Raw genomic sequence first — 19,902 nt, forward strand, 5'->3', positions numbered from 1 at the left:
TGGGGTGCGAGTTGACGTCCCCGGGCAGGGAGCTGACGAGACCGAGCGTGACGCTCAGGCGACGAACTTGTCGAACTCGTCGTTCTTGACCAGGAAATTCTGCACGTAGGAGCACGTCGTCCGGAACTTCAGCCCCTCCTCGGCGCTGGTCTCCAGTGCATAGCGCACCAGCTTGGCGGCCAAGCCGCGGCCGCCCCACTCGGGGGACACCTCGGTGTGGGTGAAGATGCGCACCGGGCCGTCGGCGGTGTCATCGGCACTCGCCTCACGGTCGATGTAATCGACGAGACCGATGACCTTTCCGGAGTGGGAGACGGTGAAGCGTTTGGCCGCAGCATCCTCGGTGATGGTGAAGGTCTCTCCCGAGATGTCGATGTCCATGGTCATTCCTCCCGAATGTCCGTGCCGGCGACACTGCGCGATGGTCGTCGGCGTTCGATCGGCGATCGCCGCTGTCCTGACAACTGACACTATAGTTCTGTTTCTGAGGAAGCGACTAGCCTGGTCTGACGCAGCCGACCGGACGATCTTGAAGGAGTCCCACCTATGACCGCACACCCCTCGGCGACCCTGGTCGACGCGCACCGCCAGAAGCTGCGCGCAGTCGGATTCGAGGTCACCGAACTGACGTCCGCCGACATTCCCGACTACGTCGAGCTCGTGTCTTCGGCCTACCGCGGCGAGGGATCGAAACAGGGGTGGACCACCGAGGCGGACCTGCTCGGGGGACAACGGCTCGATGGTCCGATGGCCGAGGACATGCTCGTCGAGGCGGACTCCCAGATCCTGCTCGCCCGCGATGATCAGGGTCGTGCCGTGGCCAGCGTCTATGTGCGAGAGCCCGAAGACGGAGCCTCCTACCTCGGGGTGCTCGCAGTCTCTCCGCTGGGACAGGGCAAAGGGCTGGGGTCGTTGCTCATCGGCCTCGCCGAGGCGTGGGTGGCCGAACATTGGGGTGCGACGTCGATGCGGATGAGCGTGATCAATAAGCGTGACGAACTCATCGCCTACTACGAGCGCCGCGGCTACGTGCGCACCGGCGAAACCGAGCCCTTCCCCTACGGTGACGAACGTTTCGGGCTGCCGAAGGTCGATGACCTGGAATTCGTGTTGCTGGCCAAGCCCTTGAGCTGAGGGGCGGCAGAAGCGTGGTTGCAGCCGAAGAACGGGATGCAACCGAAGAACGGGGTGCAGCCGGAAAATAGGTCAGCATCGGACACTTCTGTTGGAGAAAAGTGTCCGATGCTGACCTATTCTTAGAGGCTCTGGAGCCTGGGTCTGGGGTCCGGTCCGAGAGCCTGGCCCGGAACCCAGCCTCAGAACATCATGGCGGGCACGACGAGGCCGCCGACGAGCGCGACCGGTCCGATGACGACCATCGACATGCCGAACTTCACGAGGATGCGGGTCAGGCGCGGCTTGTCCTCGACCGGGGCGGTCGCGACGACCGTGGCACCCAGCGTCGAGAACGGTGAGACGTCGACGACCGCCGAGCACACGCCCAGAGCCGCGATGAGTGCCCAGCCGGGAACCCCACCCGCGGCGATGAGCGGCAGAGCCAGCGGCACGAGCGCAGCAAGGATGCCCGTCGTCGATGCGAAGGCCGAGACCAGGCCGCCGACGATGCAGAGGACGAAGGCGGCGATGAGCGGCGAACCGATCGACTCGGCGCCTTCGCCGAGCAGGTCGACGGCTCCCATGTTCTGCAACACGCCGACGAAGGTGATGATGCCGCCGACGAGCAGCACGGTCGGCCAGTCGATCTTCGGGATCGCGGCCTTGCCCGTCTTCGGGTCGACGAGCGCGAGGATCGCTCCGAACATGAAGCAGAGCAGGCCGATGTCCGGTTCCTGACCGAGGGCCGCGAGCACGACCACGGTGCCGATGAGGCCGACCATGAAGATCACGGTGAGGATCTGTACGAAGGTGAACGGCTTGGATTCTCCCGCCACGTCGGTGGTGGAGGAGTCGAAGAGCGCTTCGTCTTCGTCATCCTCACCAAAGGCGACACTCGACGCCGAGGCGGAGCCGCGGGAGATCTTCGACTGGGCACTCCCGGCCGAAGCATGCTCGGCGGCCGCCACCGTCGTCTTCGAGAACAGCGACCGACCGTACATGAAGTAGGCGACGACGAGCATGACGAGGTAGACGGCCACGGCGATTCCGAAGAGCAGGAACGGGGAGAGGTCGATGCCGGCATCGTGGGCGGTCGAGTACGTGACGATTCCGTAGAGGCTGGTCGGGGCGAAGCCGCCGGCGCCGATGGCGAAGCAGATCGCCAGTCCCATGAGCGCGTAGTCGACACCGTACTTGCGGGCGACCTGCATTCCCACGGGCATCATCACCAGTCCCGCCAACGGTGCACCCATGGCCGCAATGCAGCCCGTGATGACGAAGAACACCGCGGGCAGCAGCACCGCCGAGGATCCGACGCGTTCGAGGGCCCAGTCGATGATTTTGTCGACGGTCCCGTTCTCCTGCGCGATCGCGAAGAAATAGGTGACCCCGGCCAGCAGGATCATGATGTCCAAGGGGAACTCGGCGATGATGTCGTCGATGGCCATATCGGTGAAGAGGAGCCCGGTTCCGGCCGCGCCGACAAGCATGAGCACGCCGATCTGCACGCCGCGGACAGCGCCGATGGCGAAGAGGGCGACGAATATGAGCAGAGCAATGATCTGAGTGAGCATGATGTCCTTGCGAAGGCTGAAGCGACACTGAGCATCGCTGGCTGATTCGCTGAGAGACTACCAGTGTTACCGGCGGGTACCGCTGAGGCGTGTCCGATCCGTCGGAAAGTCCCGATAGACGGAAAATCCTCCCCAATTGCTACCTGACGGCGGCCCAGCAACCTCGCGCGAGGTTGCTGGGCCGCCGTCAGGTAGCAATTGGGGAGGGTTAGGTGAGGAGGATGGCTCCGCCGAGGGCGATGAGGGCGACGATGATCGTGACGAGTGCGGCCAGGGCGATCGGCCGGGCGCCGAGGTTCTTCAGTGATCGCCACTGCACTCCGCGGCCGAGGGCGAACATCGCCATAGCCAGGCATACTGTCTGGATCCAGCTGAGACCGGTGACCGCGATCTCGGGCAGCAGGCCGAAGGTGCGCAGGGCCGCCATAATGAGGAAGCCGACGACGAAGAGCGGAACGATCGGCGGACGTTTGCCCTGCGCCGGAGTCTGCTTCGCCGCGATCGACACCGGCCCACCGGTCGATACCGCCCCCGCGGCCGATGCACCCGACCCGTTGCTCTCTCCAGTCGACCCCGCGGCTGCTGAGGTTCCGGTGGAACCGGCGGCCGCCTCGGTGCCGGTGTTCGTCAGTGCCTTGTCCTCGCTGCGGCGCACTGCGTAGCTGAACACGGCGACGGTGGGGGCGAGCATGATGACGCGGGCGAGTTTGACGAGGACGGCGATCTCGAGGGCCGCGGGGCCGATGATCCCGCCGATCGCCACGACCTGGGCAACCTCATGGGTAGCCGCACCGCCCCACATTCCGGCGGTCTCCGGGGACAGACCCAGGGCGGTCGAGAGTCCGGGCACGATCGCGATCATCAGGGTGCCGAAGAGGACGACGAGGCCGATCGCGGCCGCCACATCCTCCTTCTTCGACTTCAGAGTCGACTCGACTCCGGCGACGGCGGCGGCACCGCAGATGCCGAATCCGCTGCCGATGAGCACGGCCAGGGGGCGGTCGACCTTGAGCGGTCCCGCCAGGGCCAGGGCCGAAAGGATGCCGGCGGCGACGATGACGGCGGCGAGCACGAGAACGAGCCACCCGAGGTCGAGGATGTCGCCGAGCACCACCTGCGCGCCGAGGGCGACGATGCCCAGGCGCAGCAGCGGCTTCGCGGCGAAGTTGAGTCCGGGCATGAACGCCTCGGGCAGGTTGGGCACGAGATTGCCCAGAAGGATTCCGAGCACGATCGCCACGAGCAGCGGTGAGAGCACGGGGGCGAGCATGGAGATCGGCCACGCGACGGCCGTGGCTGCAGCGGCGACGGCGAGTCCGGGTAAGAGGGAGACGAAGCGGTTCATGACTTCAGTCTGTCAACGCCTGCACGGTCGCAGTAGACGGTGATTTCTTAGCAACCCATATGGATCTGATATGTCATGATGAGCATATGCACGACCTCGGGAATATGAAGAACTGGCCCGAGCTCCAGGCTCTGGGGCTGCTGGTGGCCCTCAGCGGCAACGCCAGGTCGATCGGCCAGGCCGCGGCGAAACTCGATCTCGCCCAGCCGAATGCCTCCCGCAGCCTGCGCAACCTCGAACGCGATCTCAAGGTGCCGCTGCTGCGGCGCTCTCCGCGGGGCACCGAACTCACCGTCGAGGGCCGCGCCGTCGCCGAATGGGCATCGAATGTCATCGAAGCCTACGACACGCTCTACGCCGGGGCCCGCGCGATCCAGGACGCCCGCGCCGGAACCGTCAAGGTCAGCGCTTCGCTGACGGTCGCCGAATACCTCATGCCCCACCACCTCACGACCTTCCGTGCCGCACACCCGACGATCGACATCGGTCTGTCGGTGGAGAACTCCGCGACCGTCATCGACCGGGTGCGCCGGCAGACCTGCGACCTCGGGCTCATCGAATCCGTGTCCCTGCCGCAGGACCTCAACGCCGAGGTGGTCGGCCGTGACCGACTCATGATCGCCTGTGCCCCGGACTTCGCCCACGCTTGGACGAAGCCGGTCACCGCCGAGGAGCTGGCGCAGGTGCCGCTGCTGGTGCGTGAGATCGGTTCGGGCACCAGGGAAGTCATCGACTCGGCACTGCTCGGAGCGGGAGGAGTGCGCGTGGCGGGGGAGTACGGATCGAACTCCGCCCTGCGCATTGCCGCCGCCACATCCGTGGCCCCGGCCGTTCTGTCCGAACTCGCCCTGCGCGATGACTTCCGAGCCGGACGTCTGGTGCCGCTGCCGGTGGCCGACGACGTCGACCTCACCCGCGAGCTCCACGCCGTATGGGCCCGGAACCGACGGCAGTCACCCGGGGCGCGTCTGCTGCTCGAGCACATGATCGACAGTCTCGAGTGACAGGATCCGAACGACGGGACCCGAGTGAAGGGGCCTAAGTGAAGGGGGCTCGAGCAGGTCGAAGTCTCCGCGCCGTCCGAAGCAGCGGACACCGGGCGAACCCTTCAGAGTTTCGGAAAAGTGTCCGAAATATCGCTGTCGATTCCGTGTGATGCGGTGAGGCATATATTGGGGACATGACACAGCCCGAGCCAGCCTCCTCTCCCGCCCGTCATCCCGAGTTCGCTCCGGACACCATCGTCGTCGAGACCGGACGACCTCAGCGCGTCGATGGCGCCTCGGTGAACCCGCCGATCGATCTGTCCTCGACCTTCGTGAGCGCGGGCGACATCTCGAACTCGCCATATGCCTATGCCCGCTTCGACACTCCCGCATGGACGCCCTTCGAAGAGGCGCTCGGTCAGCTCGAACATGCGAGCCTGCCCGGACTGGTCTTCGGCTCCGGCCTGGCGGCGATCTCGGCCGTGATCAGCCTCGTGCCCGCCGGAGGCACCCTGATCATCCCCACCCACAGCTACCAGGGAGCGCTCGCCTCAGCCGAGCAGATCGCTGGGCGGCAGAACTTCGACCTTGTCACCGTTGATATCGCCGACACCGAGGCGGTCATCGCCGCCCTCGACGAAGCGGGGCACGCGACGGCGGGCGAAGCCGCATCCCCGGGGATGCTGTGGATCGAATCGCCGACGAACCCGATGCTCGAGGTCGCCGACGTTCCCGCGCTGACCGCGGCAGCCAAGGACCGTGGATTCCTCGTCTCCGTCGACAACACCTTCGCCACCCCGCTGCTGCAGACTCCGCTCGACCTGGGCGCCGATATCGTCGTGCACTCGGTGACGAAATACCTCGCCGGGCACTCCGACGTCGTCCTCGGTGCGGTCGTGACCAGCAGCACCGGACTGCGCGAAGAACTGCACACGGAACGATCCATGCGGGGCGGAATCGCCGGTCCCTTCGAGGTCTGGCTGGCCCTGCGCGGACTGCGCACCCTGGCGGTGCGCCTCGACCGCGCGCAGGCCAACGCCCAGGTCATCGCCGAGCGCCTCGCCGCCCACCCGGCCGTCGTCGAAACACGCTACCCGGGCCTGCCGAACGACCCCGGCCACGCCCGCGCGTCCGCGCAGATGAACGGATTCGGCGCGATCATCTCCTTCACCGTCGCGACCGCGGACAAGGCCACCGCCATCGCCGAGGCGGTCCGACTGTGGACGCCGGCGACCTCCCTGGGCGGGGTGGAATCCCTCATCGAACGGCGCCGCCGACACCCCTCGGAACCGGCGACAGTGCCCGAGGGGCTCATCCGGTTGAGCGTCGGCATCGAGAACCTCGACGACCTCTGGGCTGACCTCGAGGCGGCCCTTGCCTGATGAGGCAGACGCCCGACTATGTGCTCGACCGACCCAGCGCGGACGACCTCGACCAGTTCTTCTCCATCGACTCCGACCCGCGGGTCTGGACGCACCTGCCCAGTGGCCGTCTGACCGATGAGGAAGAGGCCGAAGCGATCCTCGTCCGACTGGCCTCGCAGTGGGAACTCGACGGAATCGGACCCTGGATGGTGCGGCAGATTCCGGGCGGGGACATCCTCGGCCATTGCGGCTGCTCGCTGCGTGGAGTCTCCGGCCCCGGTGCCTCACGCGGCACTCCCGGAGCGTTCTGGAACCTCGGATACCGGTTCCGGCCCGAAGCGCAGGGGCGTGGCCTGGCGACAGCGGTCTCGCGGGAGGCGATGGAGGCCGCGGCAGACATCGACCCGGAGCTGCCGGTCGTGGCGTATCTGCTCGAGGTCAATACCGCCTCGGCGGAGGTCGCTCGCAGGCTCGGCCTCGAACTCGTTCACCGCGCACCCGACGCCGGCAATCCCGACCCGACCGCCGTCCGCCTGGTCTTCGCCGACCGGGAACTCACCGCCGCCCAGCTCGACGCCACATTGGCTTGAGCACGACGCATTCCGCCGAGAAACGGGCTGCGTGCCGAGACACGGGTGTGGGCGGGCGTTTCTCGACGCTTGACCCGTTTCTCGGCGAAGAACGAAGCTGCTCGGGTCTGTGACGCAGATCAACTTAACGTACGTTAAAGTGACGGTAGATGCTTCCGCCCGCCCGAGAGCGGACGGAAGCAGAAGCCCCGAAAGCTACCCGGATCATCGGATTCGTACGAAGGAGTCGCATTGTCCACCAGCGTTCTCACCGAAGTCAGCGGCGATGTCACGACCGTGACCATCAACCGTCCGGAGAGCCTCAACGCGCTCAACGAGGAGACATTCCAAGCCATCGGCACCGCGTTCACCGAGGCGGCCGCGAACTCCCGCGCCATCATCCTCACCGGCAATGAACGGTCCTTCAGCTCTGGTGCGGACCTGCAGGGTGGAGTGGCGAAGCGCGAAGGCATCAACCTCGCCGGAGCGAATAGGATCATCGCCGCGATCCTCGACCTGCCCATCCCCACGATCGCGGCTGTGTCCGGACCGGCCGCGGGCATCGGATGTTCCCTCGCCCTGGCCTGCGATTATCTGGTGATGAGCGAGAAGTCCTATCTCATGCTGCCGTTCACGAAGATCGGGCTCATGCCCGACGGGGGCTCGACCGCCCTGGTCGCCGCCTCGGCCGGACGCCACCGGGCCCTGCGCCTGGCGCTGACCGGAGAGAAGCTGCAGGCCGCCGACGCCCTCGACTGGGGACTGGCCAGCGAGGTCGTTCCGGCTGGAAGCCACCTGGAACGTGCCGGAGAAGTCGCCGCGGTCTTCGCGCAGGGCCCGACCCGTGCCCTGGCAGCTTCGAAGCGAGCGATCAACCGGGCCAGCCTGGCCGAACTCGACGCGTCCTTCGCCCGCGAGGTCGAAGGACAGGATGCGCTGCGTGCGAGCAACGACTTCGCCGAGGGGGTCGCCGCCTTCCTCGACAAGAGGGCACCCGGCTTTACCGGGGAATGATTGTGGGTCGGCGCGGATGAAACGGTTCATGACTGCCAGACCGCACGCTGGTCCATAGCGGCCGGACCGCAGACCGGTTGATAACTGTTTGACCACGAATAAAGGCATCTGCATCCGCACCGCCTCCCCACCTGATGTGATGGTGACGACCGCCCACCACGAAACCGGCGATCACGATTCTTCTCCCGTCGCGGCCACAGCGACGAGGAGGGACCGGAGCACGAACGAAGGAGTCTCATGCTGACAGGAATTCCGTCCACCCTGGGCGACAGCTACCAGCTCAACACCACCAGCCTCATCCGCCATGCAGCCACCGTCTTCGGTGATGCCGAGGTCGTCTACCGCCGTTCGGACGGATCCTGGGGCCGGTCGAACTACGCCGACGAGTTCAAGCGCATGGCGCAGCTCGCGCACGGCCTCGCCGACCTCGGCGTCGGTGCCGGCTCCATGGTCGGAGTCCTCGACTGGAACTCTCGCCGCCACCTCGAGCTCTACTTCGCCGTGCCCGGTGTGGCCGCGACCATGCTCCAGCTCAACCTGCGCCTGGCTCCCGAGGACCTCGCCTACGTCGTCAGCCACTCGAAGTCGGACTGGATCTTCGTCGACGAATCGCTGCTGACCGTCGCCGAATCGCTGGCCCCGAAGCTCGACGTCAAGGGCTGGGTCGTCATGACCGACAAGCCGATCGCCGAGATCGAGACGAGCCTGACCAACGTCGTCTCCTACGAAGACCTCATCGCGGAGAAGTCCGAGACCTACGACTGGCCCGTCGTCGACGAGAAGACCGCCGCCTACGCCGGATACACCACCGGCACAACCGGCCGCCCCAAGGGTGTGTACTACTCGCACCGGTCGATCTACCTGCACACGATGGGCGGTCTGGCCGCACTCCACGCGAACTTCGACGACTGCGTCATGCCCATCACCCCGATGTTCCATGTGCTGTCGTGGGGCTTCCCGCAGAATGCTGTGGCCGCCGGCGCCAAGCTCGTCCTGCCCGGCAAGTTCGCCGCCGAGGAATTCGGTGCCATCGCCCAAGCCTTCGTCGAGGAGAAGGTCACCCTGGCCAACGGCGCCCCCGCCATCTTCGGGCCGATGCTGCAGATGATGAAGAAGATGCCGCAGGCCCCGGACCTCAGCGGTGTCCGTCTCGTCTCCGGGTCGTCCGAGCCGCCGCTGTCGATGATGCGCGGGTTCAAGGAGGTCACCGGGGCCGACGTCATCCACGGCTACGGTGCCACCGAAACCACCCCGCTGGCGTCGACGAACTGGAAGATCCGTCCCGGTCTAGACCTCGACGAGGAAGAGAAGTGGGACCTCAAGCGCTCGCAGGGCCTGCCGATCATCGGTGTCGAAATGAAGACCGTCGACCCCGAGGGCAATGAGCTGCCACGCGACGGAAAGTCCATGGGTGAGCTCCTCATGCGCGGACCCTGGATCACCGAGTCCTACTACCAGCTGCCCGACAACGCCGACCGGTTCCTCGACGGGTGGTGGCGCTCGGGCGATGTCGGCACCATCGACCAGTACGGCTACCTGAAGATCACCGACCGACTTAAGGACGTCATCAAGTCCGGCGGCGAGTGGATCTCGTCGATCGACATGGAGAACGCGATCCTCGACAACCCCGACGTCAGCGAGGCCGCCGTCATCGGCGTCCCCGACGAGAAGTGGGATGAGCGTCCCGTCGCCTACGTTGTGGCCAACCCCGGCGCCGAGGTGACCCGGGACTCGATCGTCGAAACGCTGAGTGCTCGTTTCGCCAAGTGGCAGATGCCCGACGAGGTCAGGGTGGTCGAGGAGATGCCGCGCACCTCGGTGGGCAAACTCGACAAGAAGCTGCTGCGCAAGGACTGGGAACAGTCCTGATCACAAGGCCGATCCGGGCAGCGATCGGTCGAGCCCCGGGCCTGACCAATCACAGCAGCAGCCAGCCGAGCACCCCGGCGCCGATCACCGTCGTCCACGCCGGGACCTTCCACATGGTCCCGGCGACGAAGGCGGCAACGGCCAGCGCCAGGGTCGCAGGCGAGGTGATCCCCTCGACGAACACAGGATCGTAGAGCGCGGCCCCCAGCAGCCCCACGACGGCGGCATTGACTCCGGTCAGTGCCGCCGTCGCCGGTTCCCAGGCACGCAGCCGTTCCCAGAACGGCAGGATCCCGACGACCAGCAGACCCGCCGGAAGGAAGATCGCCAACAGGGCGATACCGGCACCGAGGATGCCGCTCGGTCCCGTCGTCATCGACGCTCCGAGGAACGCCGCGAAGGTGAACAGCGGACCGGGAACGGCCTGTGCTGCACCGTAGCCGGCGAGGAACGTGTCGTGGCCGACCAGACCGGTGGGCACGAGTTCGGCCTCGAGCAGCGGCAGGACGACATGACCGCCGCCGAAGACCAGGGCCCCGGCCCGATAGAAGATATCGATGAGGCGAATGGTCGCATCCCCGGTCGCCGCGGTGAGCGCGGGCAGTCCGAGGAGCAGAGCGGCGAAGGCGATGAGGGAGGCGATGCCCAACCGTCTGGCACCGCGGGAGGCGATGCGGCTCTCGGGGGAATGGGGCCCGACCGCGGCAGCTGCTGACTCGGAGGCGGAAACTGAATTGGAATCGACCGCTGTGTAGGGTGCGGCCGCCTCGGCGGACGATTCCTGCTCTTTCCCACTTTCGTCGGGCCGTTTCAGCCAGACGAGGCCGAGAACTCCGCCGAGGACGATCGCGGCGATCTGGACGAGCGCCGTCGGCACCATCGAATCCGGGATGACGAGCATGAGGGTGAGGGCGGCAGCGGCGATGCTCGCACGACGAGCATCCGGGGTCAGAGTTTTCGCCATCGACTGCACGGCACCGGCGACGACGGCCACCGCGGCGGCCTTGAGCCCGAGCAGCCACCCGGCATCCCCGAGGTCACCGAAGGCCGAGAGCCCCAACGCGAAGAGGGTGAGCAGAATCGCCGACGGCAGAGTGAAGCTCACCCACGCGGCCGCGAGCCCGGGCAGGCCCGCACGGCGCAGCCCGAGTCCCATGCCGACCTGGCTCGACGCAGGGCCGGGCAGCATCTGGCACAGGGCCACGAGGTCGGCGTACTCACGGTCGTCCAGCCAGGAACGGCGGCTGACGAAGGTCTCGCGGAAGTACCCGAGGTGGGCGACGGGACCGCCGAACGACGTCAGGCCGAGGCGCAGGAACGATCCGGCCACCTCGGCGAGGGGTACCGGACCAGGCGGCTGTGTGGCCGCCGTATCACTGTTCATCGGTCCTCCGCTTCGCTCAGGTGAACACCTCAGTGAACACGTATCAGGTGACGCCGAGGTGAACGGGACAGCTGCCGGCAGCGCGAGCAGGCTCGCCGCGCCGGGCGAACGGGCAGCGAAGGTGAACGCTCAGGGGTGGTGGAGGAGGTAGGTGCCGCCCTTGAGGCAGGTGTCGACGACCCAGCCGTCGCCGACGAGCCCGGTCAGCGCCGTGCGCAGCGCCAGTCGCCAGCGGCTGGCGAGATCGGCATCCTGTCCGCGCAGGTCCTCGATGTCGGAGGGGAAATCCAGCGAGACGAACTCGGTCTCCTTCGGAACCTCGCTCAGCAGCGGCTCCCCGTCGTCATCGGCGCGCAGGCAGGGGAACGCCGATCCGGGATCGACGACCGAGGCGCGTGCCGGACGGTCGAGCGGCCAGGACACCATCATCCGGTCGCTGGCCTGGCCGGAGTTCACCCCATCGCGCATCTGCCCGTAGAAGTCCTCGAGGTATTCGACCATGCCGACGCCCAGACGCTGGAAGTTGAAGTACGCATTGCGGGCGATGAGCGGGTCGAAAGTCCAGGTCATCTCGGTGATGCCGAGGTTGAGGCACCACAGACGCTGGTGCAGCTTCATAGCGGATCCGGCCCCGCGGCCGATGATCTGATGGCGGACTCCGGCGATATGCGAATGCATGACCGAACCCAGAGGCTGGCCGAAGAAGCCGATGGTCACACCGATCATCTCGTCGGGTTCGTCGACGCTGTACGCAGCGGAGACATAGTTGCCGGCGTGGGCGAAGGCGATGATGAGGCTGGGTTCGAACACGTTCGTGCCGGTCTCGTCAACGTTCCAGACTTCGTCGAGCAGCAGTGAGGCCTTGGCCGCCTCGTCGGCGGTGTGGATCTCGCGCACCTCGATGCGTGCGGTCTCGGCCGCGGCGGCGTATTCGTCCTCCGCCAGGGCGATGATCTCCGAGTCCACTGTTCTCAGTTCTGGGTTCGCGCTCATGGTGACATTGTGCCACCAGGACGCGACCTCGGCGGGAGGCACACGGCAACGATTCGACTACGGCGAACGGGCCGGTGTCTGCCGCCGCACGCTTGGGTGAATGCCCTCGCACGCCCCAGTGAACTCCGCCGCTCGAGCAGGTGGGGCGGGTATAGCCTGGTCGCATGAGCTCAACAGTCGCCGTCATCGGCGCCGGAACCATCGGCCGATCGTTCGCCTTCCTCTTCGCCCGCAGCGGGTACACGGTGCGGGTCTTCGACCCGCGTCCCGACCTCGCCGAGGTGGTCGCCGGCTTACAGGCCGACGTCACCGCTGATGCCTCCGCCGAAGATGAGTTGGCCTCTGAAGTCGGCACCGTGGAACTCGCCGAATCCGTCGAGGCCGCAGTGGCAGGTGTCGTCTTCGTCCAGGAATCCGGTCCCGAGGATCCGGAATCGAAGCCCGTGCTGTTCTCTCAGATCGCCGAGGCGGCTCCGGCCGGGGCCGTGTTCGCCACATCGTCGTCGACGATCCCGGCCTCAACGATCGCGGCCGCACTGCCCGAGTCCGCGGCCTCCCGCGTCATCGTCGGCCACCCGTTCAATCCACCGCACCTCATGCCTCTCGTCGAGGTCGTGCCGTCGCCGCAGACCTCCCAGGAGACCGTGGAGGCCGCGGTCGAGTTCTACCGCAGCTGCGGGCGCGAACCGGTGGTGCTGGGGCGCGAGATCCGCGGATTCGTCGGCAACCGGCTGCAGAATGCGCTGATGAAAGAGGCGATCTCGCTCGTGCAGAACGGCGTCGTCACTGCCGAGGGGCTCGACACGGTGATGAAGAATTCGCTGGGTCTGCGCTGGTCGGCCATCGGCCAGTTCGAAGGCATGCACTTCGGCGGGGGAGAGGCCGGGATCCGCGGTTTCATGGACCATATCGGACCGGCGTTCGCCGCCATCGAGGACCTGCCGGTCGATATCGATCCCGCAGGTATGGAGGACGTCTTCGAACAGGTCGAAGACGCTTATGGCCCGACCCCGACCCCACAGGCAGCGGCCGTCCGGGATCGGATCCAGAAGGCGGTGCTCGAGGCCCGCGGTCAGGGGCGCTGAAACGTCTTCCCACGTGCTGACCGTTGGCCCGTATTGGTGACGAGTCAGACACTCTCACCAGGACGAATAAGGAATCTTTGAGGTGATTCTCAGCGTTGTCATAAGAGCAAGTGCATTGGGGCTCCGGGGCAACCTGCCCCGGATGCCGCAATGCGATCACCTCAGGAGGAAATCACCATGGGCGGATTCTTCACCGGCGTCGAATCGCCGGGAATGATCGATTGGGCCACGATGCCCACCTACAACACGATCATGTCAGTGGCGGTCGGCGCCGGACTGCTCGCCGTCGTCCTGTTCTACCGGGAACTGCGCCGTGCCGGAGGGACGGCCGGAGTCGCTGACAGCGCAGGATCGAAATGGCGTGGAGGCAGACGCGTGCTCAGCACCGACGGATGGGCGCTGACCTTCGGCGTGCTGGGACTCATCCTCACCCTGACCGGTCTGCACATGACGCTGACCTGGCCGCTGGCAGCGGGCGGATTCGCCTTCGACAACGTCATCTTCGGCGAGACGAGCCTCGCCTTCGGCGTGCTCCTGCTCGCTGCTGCCTGGTATCTGTGGAAGCGCGGGGCCGACCTCAAGGCCGATGCCGATCCGCTGGGGATGGCGGCAAGCACGGTGAAGCCGCTGTCGATCTTCATCGCCGCGCTCGGACTCGCCCTCTTCGCCATCGCACTCGCGGGAACGGTCTACCAGCTGTTCGCCGCTCCGCCGCAGGAGCCGATCTCCGGTGCCTTTGCTGACTACCCGGTCATCGAAGCCACATTCATGTCACTGCTCTTCGCCCTGGTCGGTCTCGGGGCGGTGCTGTTCCCCTTCGCGGTGCGCAAGGTGCTGAGCACCCCGGTCGACGCGCAAGTCGGTGGAGCTGCGATCTCCGTGACCGGCGTGGTCTGGACGATCACCGGAATCGTGTTCGTCCTCTTCGGCGCGATGAACTTCTACACACACATCGGACTGATCGTCAACACGATGTGATCAGCCGCAGCGGCTCAGGCCGGTGATCGGGCACAAGCGGTTCAGACCGCTGCTTGGTGTCAGACCGCTGCTTGGTAGAAGTACGTGGTGCGTTCGGCGATGAGGCCCGCGGAGTCGAAGAGGAAGAAGTCCGCAAAACCCACCGAGGTCTCAGAGCCGTTCTTGAGACGGCCGCTGAAGACACCGCGACTGGACGCGCGATCACCGTCGACGAGGATCTCCTGCAGCGAATGCGCACCGGATTCGATGACGCGTTCGCCATGGTAGAAGTCGGTGATCTGCTGGCCGACCATCGTCGGATAGCCCGGTCGATCATAGCTGGCGTCCGCGGCGAACAGCGCCGAGGTGGCGTCCGCATCTCCGGCATCGACGGTGGTGTAGTAGCGCTTCACGAGTTCAGTCACACTGGCCATGGGGTTACCGTAGCAGTCGTCTGTGCTCTGTGGGTGTCTCTGAGCCGCCTTCCCGGCCCCGCGTGCGCACCTCGGCAACAGATCCTCGGTGCAGTCGGACCACCCGATCCGCGGAGTGGGCCTGCGCCTCGTCGTGAGTGGCCAGGACGATCGTCGTACCTTCGGAGCGTGCCTGATCGATGGCTCGACCGATGAGCGCGACCGCCTCGGAGTCGACTCCCGCCAACGGTTCGTCGAGGAGAAGCAGGGGTGCGTCCTGGGCCAGTCCTTGGGCGACAAGCGTACGCTGCCGCTGGCCACCGGAGAGTCCGCCGAGGCGGCGGTCGGCAAGATCGGAGATGTGCAGCCGGTCGAGGCAGTCCGAGACGATCCTCCGATCCGCGGCGCCGAGGCGCCCGAAGAGACCCGTCCTCCTCCACCGGCCCATCTCGACCGTCTGTCTGACGGTGATCGGCAGATGGTCGGGAGCGGTGCTGCGCTGGGGCACGAATGCGATATCGGCAGGTCTGCCCATGATCGCTCCGGCGCTGGGGCTGAGCAGTCCGGCCAGGGCCATGAGCACAGTCGACTTGCCGGAGCCGTTATGGCCGACGAGGGCGATGACCGCCCCGACCGGAATGTGCAGGTCGATGGCGTCGACGGCGAGAAGCCCGCCGTAGTGGCAGGTCAGGCCCGTGACGTCGATAGTGGGAGACGATTTGTCCATTTGATAATAATAACGGTTATCATCATCTGAATGGAACTCATCCTCGAGCCCTTCGGCGTCTCCTTCGTACTCCGCGCGCTCATTGCTGGTGTGCTCGCGGCCATTCTCTGCGGCTGCATTGGCACTTGGGTGGTGCTGCGCGGACTCGCATTCTTCGGGGATGCGATGTCCCACGGCATGCTCCCGGGGGTGGCGATCGCCGCCCTGCTCGGCGGGCATCTGATGATCGGTGCAGCGATCAGCGCCCTGCTCATGGCCGCGGGCATCACCTGGGTCGCAGGCGAATCAAAGCTGTCCCAGGACGTGAGCATTGGGCTGCTGTTCGTCGGCATGCTCGCATTCGGCGTCGTCATCATCTCCCATTCGCAGTCCTTCGCCGTCGACCTCACCGCCTTCCTGTTCGGGGACGTGCTCGGCGTCCGCTGGGCTGATCTCGTCATCCTCGGCGTCGCGACCGGACTCGGCGTGCTCGCCTGCATCCTTCTGCGGCGGCCGTTCCTCGCCCTGGCCTTCGATGAGCGCAAGGCCGCCACCCTGGCCATGCGGCCAGGGTGGGCGCATGCGGCGCTGCTCGTCCTCACGGCCCTGGCGGTGGTCGCGTCGTTCCAGATCGTCGGCACGCTGCTCGTCTTCGGACTTCTCATCGGGCCACCGGCCACGGCGTTCCTGCTGTTCAGGAGCGTCGGGGCGATGATGGTCGCCGCCGCGGCACTCGGTGCCTTCGCGACCTTCGCGGGTCTGCTGATCAGCTGGCACGCGGGAACCTCGGCCGGGGCGACGATCGCCCTCGTCGCAGTCGGGGCCTTCTTTGTCGCCCTCGTCGCGAAACGACTCCGCAATGCGCTAGTATCTCACTGGTAATGAGAATGAATATCATTAGAAAGTCGTTATGAAGAACCTGCCACTCCCCGCCGCCGCATCGATCCTCGCGGCCGCACTGCTCGTCGGATGTCAGAATGCCTCTCCGGAAGCGGCGGAGCCCGAGTCCGACACCGACTCCGCCACCCCGCACGGCTACGTCGAAGGCGCCGAGGAGGCGAGCGAACCGCAGCTGCGCCTGAGCGTCAGCGACTCGGAATCGGGTGCCGTGCAGATCCTCGACCTGATCAGCGAGGAGACCGTGCTCGAGGTACCTGCAACCGCGGACACCACACTTGCCGGGACCGACGCCCGCTTTCTCTACCTCGCCGATCAGGAAGCCGGAACCGTGACCCCCGTCGACACGGGAGTCTGGACCGTCGACCACGGCGACCACAAGCACTACTACCGCGCCGAACCGACAGCGCTCGACGCGGTCACCGGCGACGATCCCGCCCATGTCGTCTCGGCCGGCACGGGCGTCGCACTCTTCTTCGACGGAGAAGGACGCGCGAAGCTCCTTGACCGCGGCGGACTCGGCGACGGGAACGTCGAACAGCTGGGCACCATCAGGCCCGGTCCCCACCACGGTGTCGCGGTGCCCTACGAAGACCACCTGATCTCCACCGTCCCCGGCGAATCGTCGGAGGATCTGCCGTCCTCACTCGCCGTCTACGACGAGAAGGGCAAAGCCGAACCCGTCGATGAGGACTGCGCGGATATCCACGGCACCGGGGTCACCAGAGAGGGTCCCGCCTTCGCCTGCGCCGAGGGGCTGATGACGTTCGATGACGATCTCTCCGCGAAGCTCGTGCCCTATCCCGACGAAGCCGACGGGTCGCGTGCCTGGTCGGTGGAGGTCGGCCGCGACCTCACCGCCGCACCTCTCGATGACCACGGAATCGGCCTGTTCGATGCGAAGTCCGGTGAATGGACGTATGCCGACACCGGCGCCGAGGTGGTCGCCGCCTCCGTGGCCGGCGACGACTCCGCCGTGGTCGCCCTCGATGCCGACGGCACGGCCTACGCGATCGATCCCGAGACAGGAGAGTCCGAGACGAAGGAGAACCTCATCGACGCGCCGAAGACAGAGAGCGAGGGGCACGGGTCCGGTCCCGATGTCGTCGTCGACCGGGAGCGCACCTATGTCAGCGACCCGAGTTCCGGCACAGTTCTCGAACTCGACCAGGCCGACGGGCTGCGCCAGGCGCGCAGCTTCGACGTCGGCGGAACTCCGGCCGCGCTCGCGGTCACCGGCCGATGAGCACGAAAGGCGCGCGGCCCGGAGTCCCGAGAGAACCGCGCAGGCCCCGACCGTTCACTTCGCTGTTCGCCGCGGCGCTCGCCCTCGGCCTCACCGCCGCGGTCACGGCCTGCTCGACCGGGCAGGAGACCCCGCGCATCGTCGTAACGACGAACATCCTCGGCGATGTCGTGCGCAATGTCGTCGGAGAATCCGCCGACGTCACGGTGCTCATGAAACCCAACGCCGATCCCCACTCCTTCGGCATCTCGGCGAAGGAAGCCGGGCAGATGGAATCAGCGGATCTCATCGTTTCCAACGGCCTCGGTCTCGAAGAGGGACTGAACGCGAACCTCGACAATGCCCGCAGCGAAGGCGTCGAGGTCCTCGAAGTCGGGGAGCACATCGATCCGCTCGACTATCGCAGCGGGGAGAGCTCGGACCAAGCGGATCCGCACTTCTGGACCGACCCGGAACGCATGCTGACCGCCGTCGACGCCATCGAAGACACCCTGGCAGAACAGGTCGAAAGTGAGGTCGTCGATGCGGTCGCCGCTTCCGCAGACACCTACCGGGACCAGCTGAAAGACCTCGATGCCGAGATCGCGGACATCGCCGAGGCGATCCCTGCCGACCGGCGGAAGCTCGTGACCAACCACCACGTGTTCGGCTACTTCGCCGAGCGCTTCGACTTCGAGGTCATCGGTGCTGTCCTGCCCAGCGGCACAACGCTCGCCTCACCCTCGGCCGCCGACCTCGAGGAGCTCGCCAGAACTGTCGAGGAAGCAGGTGTACCGACGATCTTCGCCGACTCCTCCCAACCGCAGAAACTTGCCGAGGCGCTCTCCGGTGAGGTCGATGCAGAGGTCGAGGTGGTGCCCCTGTACTCGGAATCCCTGACCGAGGCCGACGGGGGCGCCGCCACCTACATCGACATGCAGAAAGCCAACGCCGAGGCCATCGCCGCGGGACTGGCACCCGAAGACTGAAATCCACCACAGAGAAGAAGAGAGAACAGAGGAAATGAGAACACCAGTGATGAGGCGACACCGCACGATCATCGGCTCCGCATCCGCGGCCCTCGCCGCGACCCTGCTGCTGGCAGCCTGCGGCACGAGCGGAAGCGAAAGCGAAGCGGCCGGTCACGACGACCACAGCGGTGAACAGGCCGGGGCCGAGGACGCCGAGGAACTCGACGCCCCCGCCCCGCGCTTGGTGACCACCTACGACGGTGGGATCATGACGCTCGACGCGCAGACCCTCGAGGTCATCGACGATGCGAAGCTCGAAGGCTTCAACCGCGTCAATCCCGTCGGCGACTCCCGCCACGTCATGGTCTCCGTGGCCGAGGGGTTCCGGCTCTTCGACGCGGGGGTCTGGACCGAAGAGCACGGCGACCACACTCACAGCTATGCCGCGGTGCCGACCCTGACCGACACGGTCTATGAAACCGACACTCCCGGGCACGTCGTCCGGCACGGCGGGACGACCGTACTCTTCGGCGACGGCGATGGGAAGATCCAGACCTTCGACACGTCCTCCTTCGCCGAAGGCGCACCGGACCCGCAGGTGATCGAAGCCGAAGAGCCGCACCACGGTGTCGCGGTCCGACTCGAAGACGGGTCGACTCTGCACACCATCGGCACCGAGGAGGAGCGCTCCGGAGCGAAGGTCGTCGACGAGTCGGGCAAGGAGATCGCCCGCAGCGAGGACTGCCCCGGTGTTCACGGCGAAGCGGCGGCCGAGAACGAAGCCATCGCGCTCGGCTGCGAGGACGGAATTCTGCTGTACAAGGACGGTGAGTTCAGCAAGATCGACGCGGAGGATGACTACGGGCGCATCGGCAATCAGGCCGGCAGTGACGAGTCCCCAGTCGTTCTCGGCGACTACAAGGTCGACGAAGACGCCGAGCTCGAGCGTCCTGAGCGCATCAGCCTCACCGACACCGAGGCAGGCACGATGAAGCTCGTCGACCTCGGCGCCTCGTACAGCTTCCGTTCGCTGGGTCGCGGCCCTGACGGTGAGGCCCTCGTCCTCGGCACCGATGGGACGCTGCGGGTCATCGACCCGAAGTCCGGTGGCATCGATGAGGAATACCCTGTCATCGACGAATGGAAGGAACCGGTCGACTGGCAGCAGGCCCGACCGACCCTGTTCGTGCAGGGGGAGAAGGCGTACGTGTCCGATCCGGAGAAGTCGGAGATCCACATCGTCGACCTCGGCACCGGGAAAGTGGAGAAGAGCGCTGAGCTGCCGCACGCCACCGACGAGATCACCGGCGTCACCGGCTGAGGGATCGGGACGAACCCGACCGGCGGATCAGATCCGACCGGCGGATCAGACCTGACCGGCGGAATAGGCCCGACCGGCGGCGTTGCTGCGCGCACCGTCGGTCGGGTCAGCCG

General features: G+C 66.4%; 19 protein-coding genes. 12 read left to right on the top strand and 7 right to left on the bottom strand.

The features are described from left to right. Positions 1–54 precede the first annotated feature (54 nt). Entirely contained in the window at positions 55–381 is a 327-nt protein-coding gene (locus KTJ89_RS09025; RefSeq protein ID WP_139468185.1) for a GNAT family N-acetyltransferase, read from the bottom strand. A 165-nt stretch (positions 382–546) separates the two neighbouring features. Here KTJ89_RS09025 and KTJ89_RS09030 point away from each other — a divergent pair, with 165 nt between their 5' ends. Next, entirely contained in the window at positions 547–1,134 is a 588-nt protein-coding gene (locus KTJ89_RS09030) for a GNAT family N-acetyltransferase (protein ID WP_259357439.1), read from the top strand. Positions 1,135–1,316: 182 nt separating this feature from the next. Here KTJ89_RS09030 and KTJ89_RS09035 read toward each other — a convergent pair whose 3' ends face one another. Both KTJ89_RS09035 and KTJ89_RS09040 read right to left on the bottom strand, forming a co-directional pair. Beyond that, positions 1,317–2,690 (bottom strand): SLC13 family permease, encoded by a 1,374-nt coding sequence (locus KTJ89_RS09035; RefSeq protein ID WP_259357440.1) that lies wholly within the window; start codon positions 2,688–2,690, stop codon positions 1,317–1,319. 208 nt (positions 2,691–2,898) lie between these two features. Next, the gene (locus tag KTJ89_RS09040) at positions 2,899–4,035 is read right to left on the bottom strand and encodes a putative sulfate exporter family transporter (protein WP_172170375.1); all 1,137 of its coding nucleotides are present in this window, start codon (positions 4,033–4,035) and stop codon (positions 2,899–2,901) included. Positions 4,036–4,121: 86 nt separating this feature from the next. Here KTJ89_RS09040 and KTJ89_RS09045 point away from each other — a divergent pair, with 86 nt between their 5' ends. The 5 genes from KTJ89_RS09045 to KTJ89_RS09065 all read left to right on the top strand — a co-directional run bounded on the left by KTJ89_RS09045 (position 4,122) and on the right by KTJ89_RS09065 (position 9,837). Further along, positions 4,122–5,039, top strand: a complete 918-nt coding sequence (locus tag KTJ89_RS09045; RefSeq protein ID WP_172170377.1) for a LysR family transcriptional regulator — start codon at positions 4,122–4,124, stop codon at positions 5,037–5,039. Between the two features lie 176 nt (positions 5,040–5,215). Further along, positions 5,216–6,403, top strand: coding sequence for a trans-sulfuration enzyme family protein (locus KTJ89_RS09050; protein ID WP_172170379.1), 1,188 nt, complete (start codon positions 5,216–5,218; stop codon positions 6,401–6,403). Next, a complete protein-coding gene (locus tag KTJ89_RS09055; RefSeq protein ID WP_259357441.1) occupies positions 6,403–6,975 on the top strand; it encodes a GNAT family N-acetyltransferase in 573 nt (190 codons plus the stop codon). The genes KTJ89_RS09050 and KTJ89_RS09055 overlap by 1 nt, the downstream gene beginning before the upstream one ends. Before the next feature lie 231 nt (positions 6,976–7,206). Then, positions 7,207–7,968: an enoyl-CoA hydratase gene (locus tag KTJ89_RS09060; protein WP_259357442.1), complete on the top strand. Its 762-nt coding sequence runs from the start codon at positions 7,207–7,209 to the stop codon at positions 7,966–7,968. Between the two features lie 237 nt (positions 7,969–8,205). Next, a complete protein-coding gene (locus KTJ89_RS09065; RefSeq protein WP_181270705.1) occupies positions 8,206–9,837 on the top strand; it encodes a long-chain-fatty-acid--CoA ligase in 1,632 nt (543 codons plus the stop codon). Positions 9,838–9,886: 49 nt separating this feature from the next. Here KTJ89_RS09065 and chrA read toward each other — a convergent pair whose 3' ends face one another. Both chrA and KTJ89_RS09075 read right to left on the bottom strand, forming a co-directional pair. Further along, positions 9,887–11,221, bottom strand: a complete 1,335-nt coding sequence (gene chrA, locus KTJ89_RS09070) for a chromate efflux transporter (RefSeq protein ID WP_259357443.1) — start codon at positions 11,219–11,221, stop codon at positions 9,887–9,889. 129 nt (positions 11,222–11,350) lie between these two features. After that, positions 11,351–12,214 (bottom strand): hypothetical protein, encoded by an 864-nt coding sequence (locus KTJ89_RS09075; protein WP_139468195.1) that lies wholly within the window; start codon positions 12,212–12,214, stop codon positions 11,351–11,353. Positions 12,215–12,378: 164 nt separating this feature from the next. On the opposite strand from KTJ89_RS09075, the gene KTJ89_RS09080 reads away from it, so the two are divergent. Then, positions 12,379–13,299, top strand: coding sequence for a 3-hydroxyacyl-CoA dehydrogenase NAD-binding domain-containing protein (locus KTJ89_RS09080; RefSeq protein WP_259357444.1), 921 nt, complete (start codon positions 12,379–12,381; stop codon positions 13,297–13,299). 150 nt (positions 13,300–13,449) lie between these two features. After that, positions 13,450–14,277 (top strand): DUF981 family protein, encoded by an 828-nt coding sequence (locus tag KTJ89_RS09085; protein WP_259357445.1) that lies wholly within the window; start codon positions 13,450–13,452, stop codon positions 14,275–14,277. A gap of 59 nt (positions 14,278–14,336) precedes the next feature. Here KTJ89_RS09085 and KTJ89_RS09090 read toward each other — a convergent pair whose 3' ends face one another. Next, a complete protein-coding gene (locus KTJ89_RS09090) occupies positions 14,337–14,690 on the bottom strand; it encodes a nuclear transport factor 2 family protein (protein ID WP_259357446.1) in 354 nt (117 codons plus the stop codon). 4 nt (positions 14,691–14,694) lie between these two features. Further along, entirely contained in the window at positions 14,695–15,396 is a 702-nt protein-coding gene (gene aztA, locus KTJ89_RS09095; protein ID WP_259357447.1) for a zinc ABC transporter ATP-binding protein AztA, read from the bottom strand. Between the two features lie 30 nt (positions 15,397–15,426). Between aztA and aztB the strand changes: the two genes are divergently transcribed. From aztB to aztD, 4 genes are read left to right on the top strand one after another with little or no spacing between them, the layout of a single operon-like run. After that, positions 15,427–16,257 (top strand): zinc ABC transporter permease AztB, encoded by an 831-nt coding sequence (aztB, locus tag KTJ89_RS09100; protein ID WP_259357448.1) that lies wholly within the window; start codon positions 15,427–15,429, stop codon positions 16,255–16,257. 28 nt (positions 16,258–16,285) lie between these two features. After that, positions 16,286–17,518, top strand: coding sequence for a YncE family protein (locus KTJ89_RS09105; RefSeq protein ID WP_259357449.1), 1,233 nt, complete (start codon positions 16,286–16,288; stop codon positions 17,516–17,518). Beyond that, positions 17,515–18,486 carry a zinc ABC transporter substrate-binding protein AztC gene (gene aztC / locus KTJ89_RS09110; RefSeq protein ID WP_259357450.1) on the top strand — a complete coding sequence of 324 codons (972 nt, stop codon included), beginning with the start codon at positions 17,515–17,517 and terminating at the stop codon, positions 18,484–18,486. Before KTJ89_RS09105 ends, aztC begins: the two co-directional genes overlap by 4 nt. A gap of 49 nt (positions 18,487–18,535) precedes the next feature. Beyond that, positions 18,536–19,789, top strand: a complete 1,254-nt coding sequence (aztD, locus tag KTJ89_RS09115; protein WP_259357451.1) for a zinc metallochaperone AztD — start codon at positions 18,536–18,538, stop codon at positions 19,787–19,789. Positions 19,790–19,902 lie beyond the last annotated feature (113 nt).

Source organism: Brevibacterium sediminis (assembly GCF_024895295.1).
GTDB classification, from domain to species: Bacteria; Actinomycetota; Actinomycetes; order Actinomycetales; family Brevibacteriaceae; genus Brevibacterium; species Brevibacterium sediminis.

Excerpts from the sequence above, each read along its gene's own strand:
- KTJ89_RS09025 (WP_139468185.1), bottom strand. The coding sequence starts at position 381 with ATGGACATCGACATCTCGGGAGAGACCTTCACCATCACCGAGGATGCT.
- KTJ89_RS09030 (WP_259357439.1), top strand. The coding sequence starts at position 547 with ATGACCGCACACCCCTCGGCGACCCTGGTCGACGCGCACCGCCAGAAG.
- KTJ89_RS09035 (WP_259357440.1), bottom strand. The coding sequence starts at position 2,690 with ATGCTCACTCAGATCATTGCTCTGCTCATATTCGTCGCCCTCTTCGCC.
- KTJ89_RS09040 (WP_172170375.1), bottom strand. The coding sequence starts at position 4,035 with ATGAACCGCTTCGTCTCCCTCTTACCCGGACTCGCCGTCGCCGCTGCA.
- KTJ89_RS09045 (WP_172170377.1), top strand. The coding sequence starts at position 4,122 with ATGCACGACCTCGGGAATATGAAGAACTGGCCCGAGCTCCAGGCTCTG.
- KTJ89_RS09050 (WP_172170379.1), top strand. The coding sequence starts at position 5,216 with ATGACACAGCCCGAGCCAGCCTCCTCTCCCGCCCGTCATCCCGAGTTC.
- KTJ89_RS09055 (WP_259357441.1), top strand. The coding sequence starts at position 6,403 with ATGAGGCAGACGCCCGACTATGTGCTCGACCGACCCAGCGCGGACGAC.
- KTJ89_RS09065 (WP_181270705.1), top strand. The coding sequence starts at position 8,206 with ATGCTGACAGGAATTCCGTCCACCCTGGGCGACAGCTACCAGCTCAAC.
- chrA (WP_259357443.1), bottom strand. The coding sequence starts at position 11,221 with ATGAACAGTGATACGGCGGCCACACAGCCGCCTGGTCCGGTACCCCTC.
- KTJ89_RS09075 (WP_139468195.1), bottom strand. The coding sequence starts at position 12,214 with ATGAGCGCGAACCCAGAACTGAGAACAGTGGACTCGGAGATCATCGCC.
- KTJ89_RS09080 (WP_259357444.1), top strand. The coding sequence starts at position 12,379 with ATGAGCTCAACAGTCGCCGTCATCGGCGCCGGAACCATCGGCCGATCG.
- KTJ89_RS09085 (WP_259357445.1), top strand. The coding sequence starts at position 13,450 with ATGCGATCACCTCAGGAGGAAATCACCATGGGCGGATTCTTCACCGGC.
- KTJ89_RS09090 (WP_259357446.1), bottom strand. The coding sequence starts at position 14,690 with ATGGCCAGTGTGACTGAACTCGTGAAGCGCTACTACACCACCGTCGAT.
- aztA (WP_259357447.1), bottom strand. The coding sequence starts at position 15,396 with ATGGACAAATCGTCTCCCACTATCGACGTCACGGGCCTGACCTGCCAC.
- aztB (WP_259357448.1), top strand. The coding sequence starts at position 15,427 with ATGGAACTCATCCTCGAGCCCTTCGGCGTCTCCTTCGTACTCCGCGCG.
- KTJ89_RS09105 (WP_259357449.1), top strand. The coding sequence starts at position 16,286 with ATGAAGAACCTGCCACTCCCCGCCGCCGCATCGATCCTCGCGGCCGCA.
- aztC (WP_259357450.1), top strand. The coding sequence starts at position 17,515 with ATGAGCACGAAAGGCGCGCGGCCCGGAGTCCCGAGAGAACCGCGCAGG.
- aztD (WP_259357451.1), top strand. The coding sequence starts at position 18,536 with ATGAGGCGACACCGCACGATCATCGGCTCCGCATCCGCGGCCCTCGCC.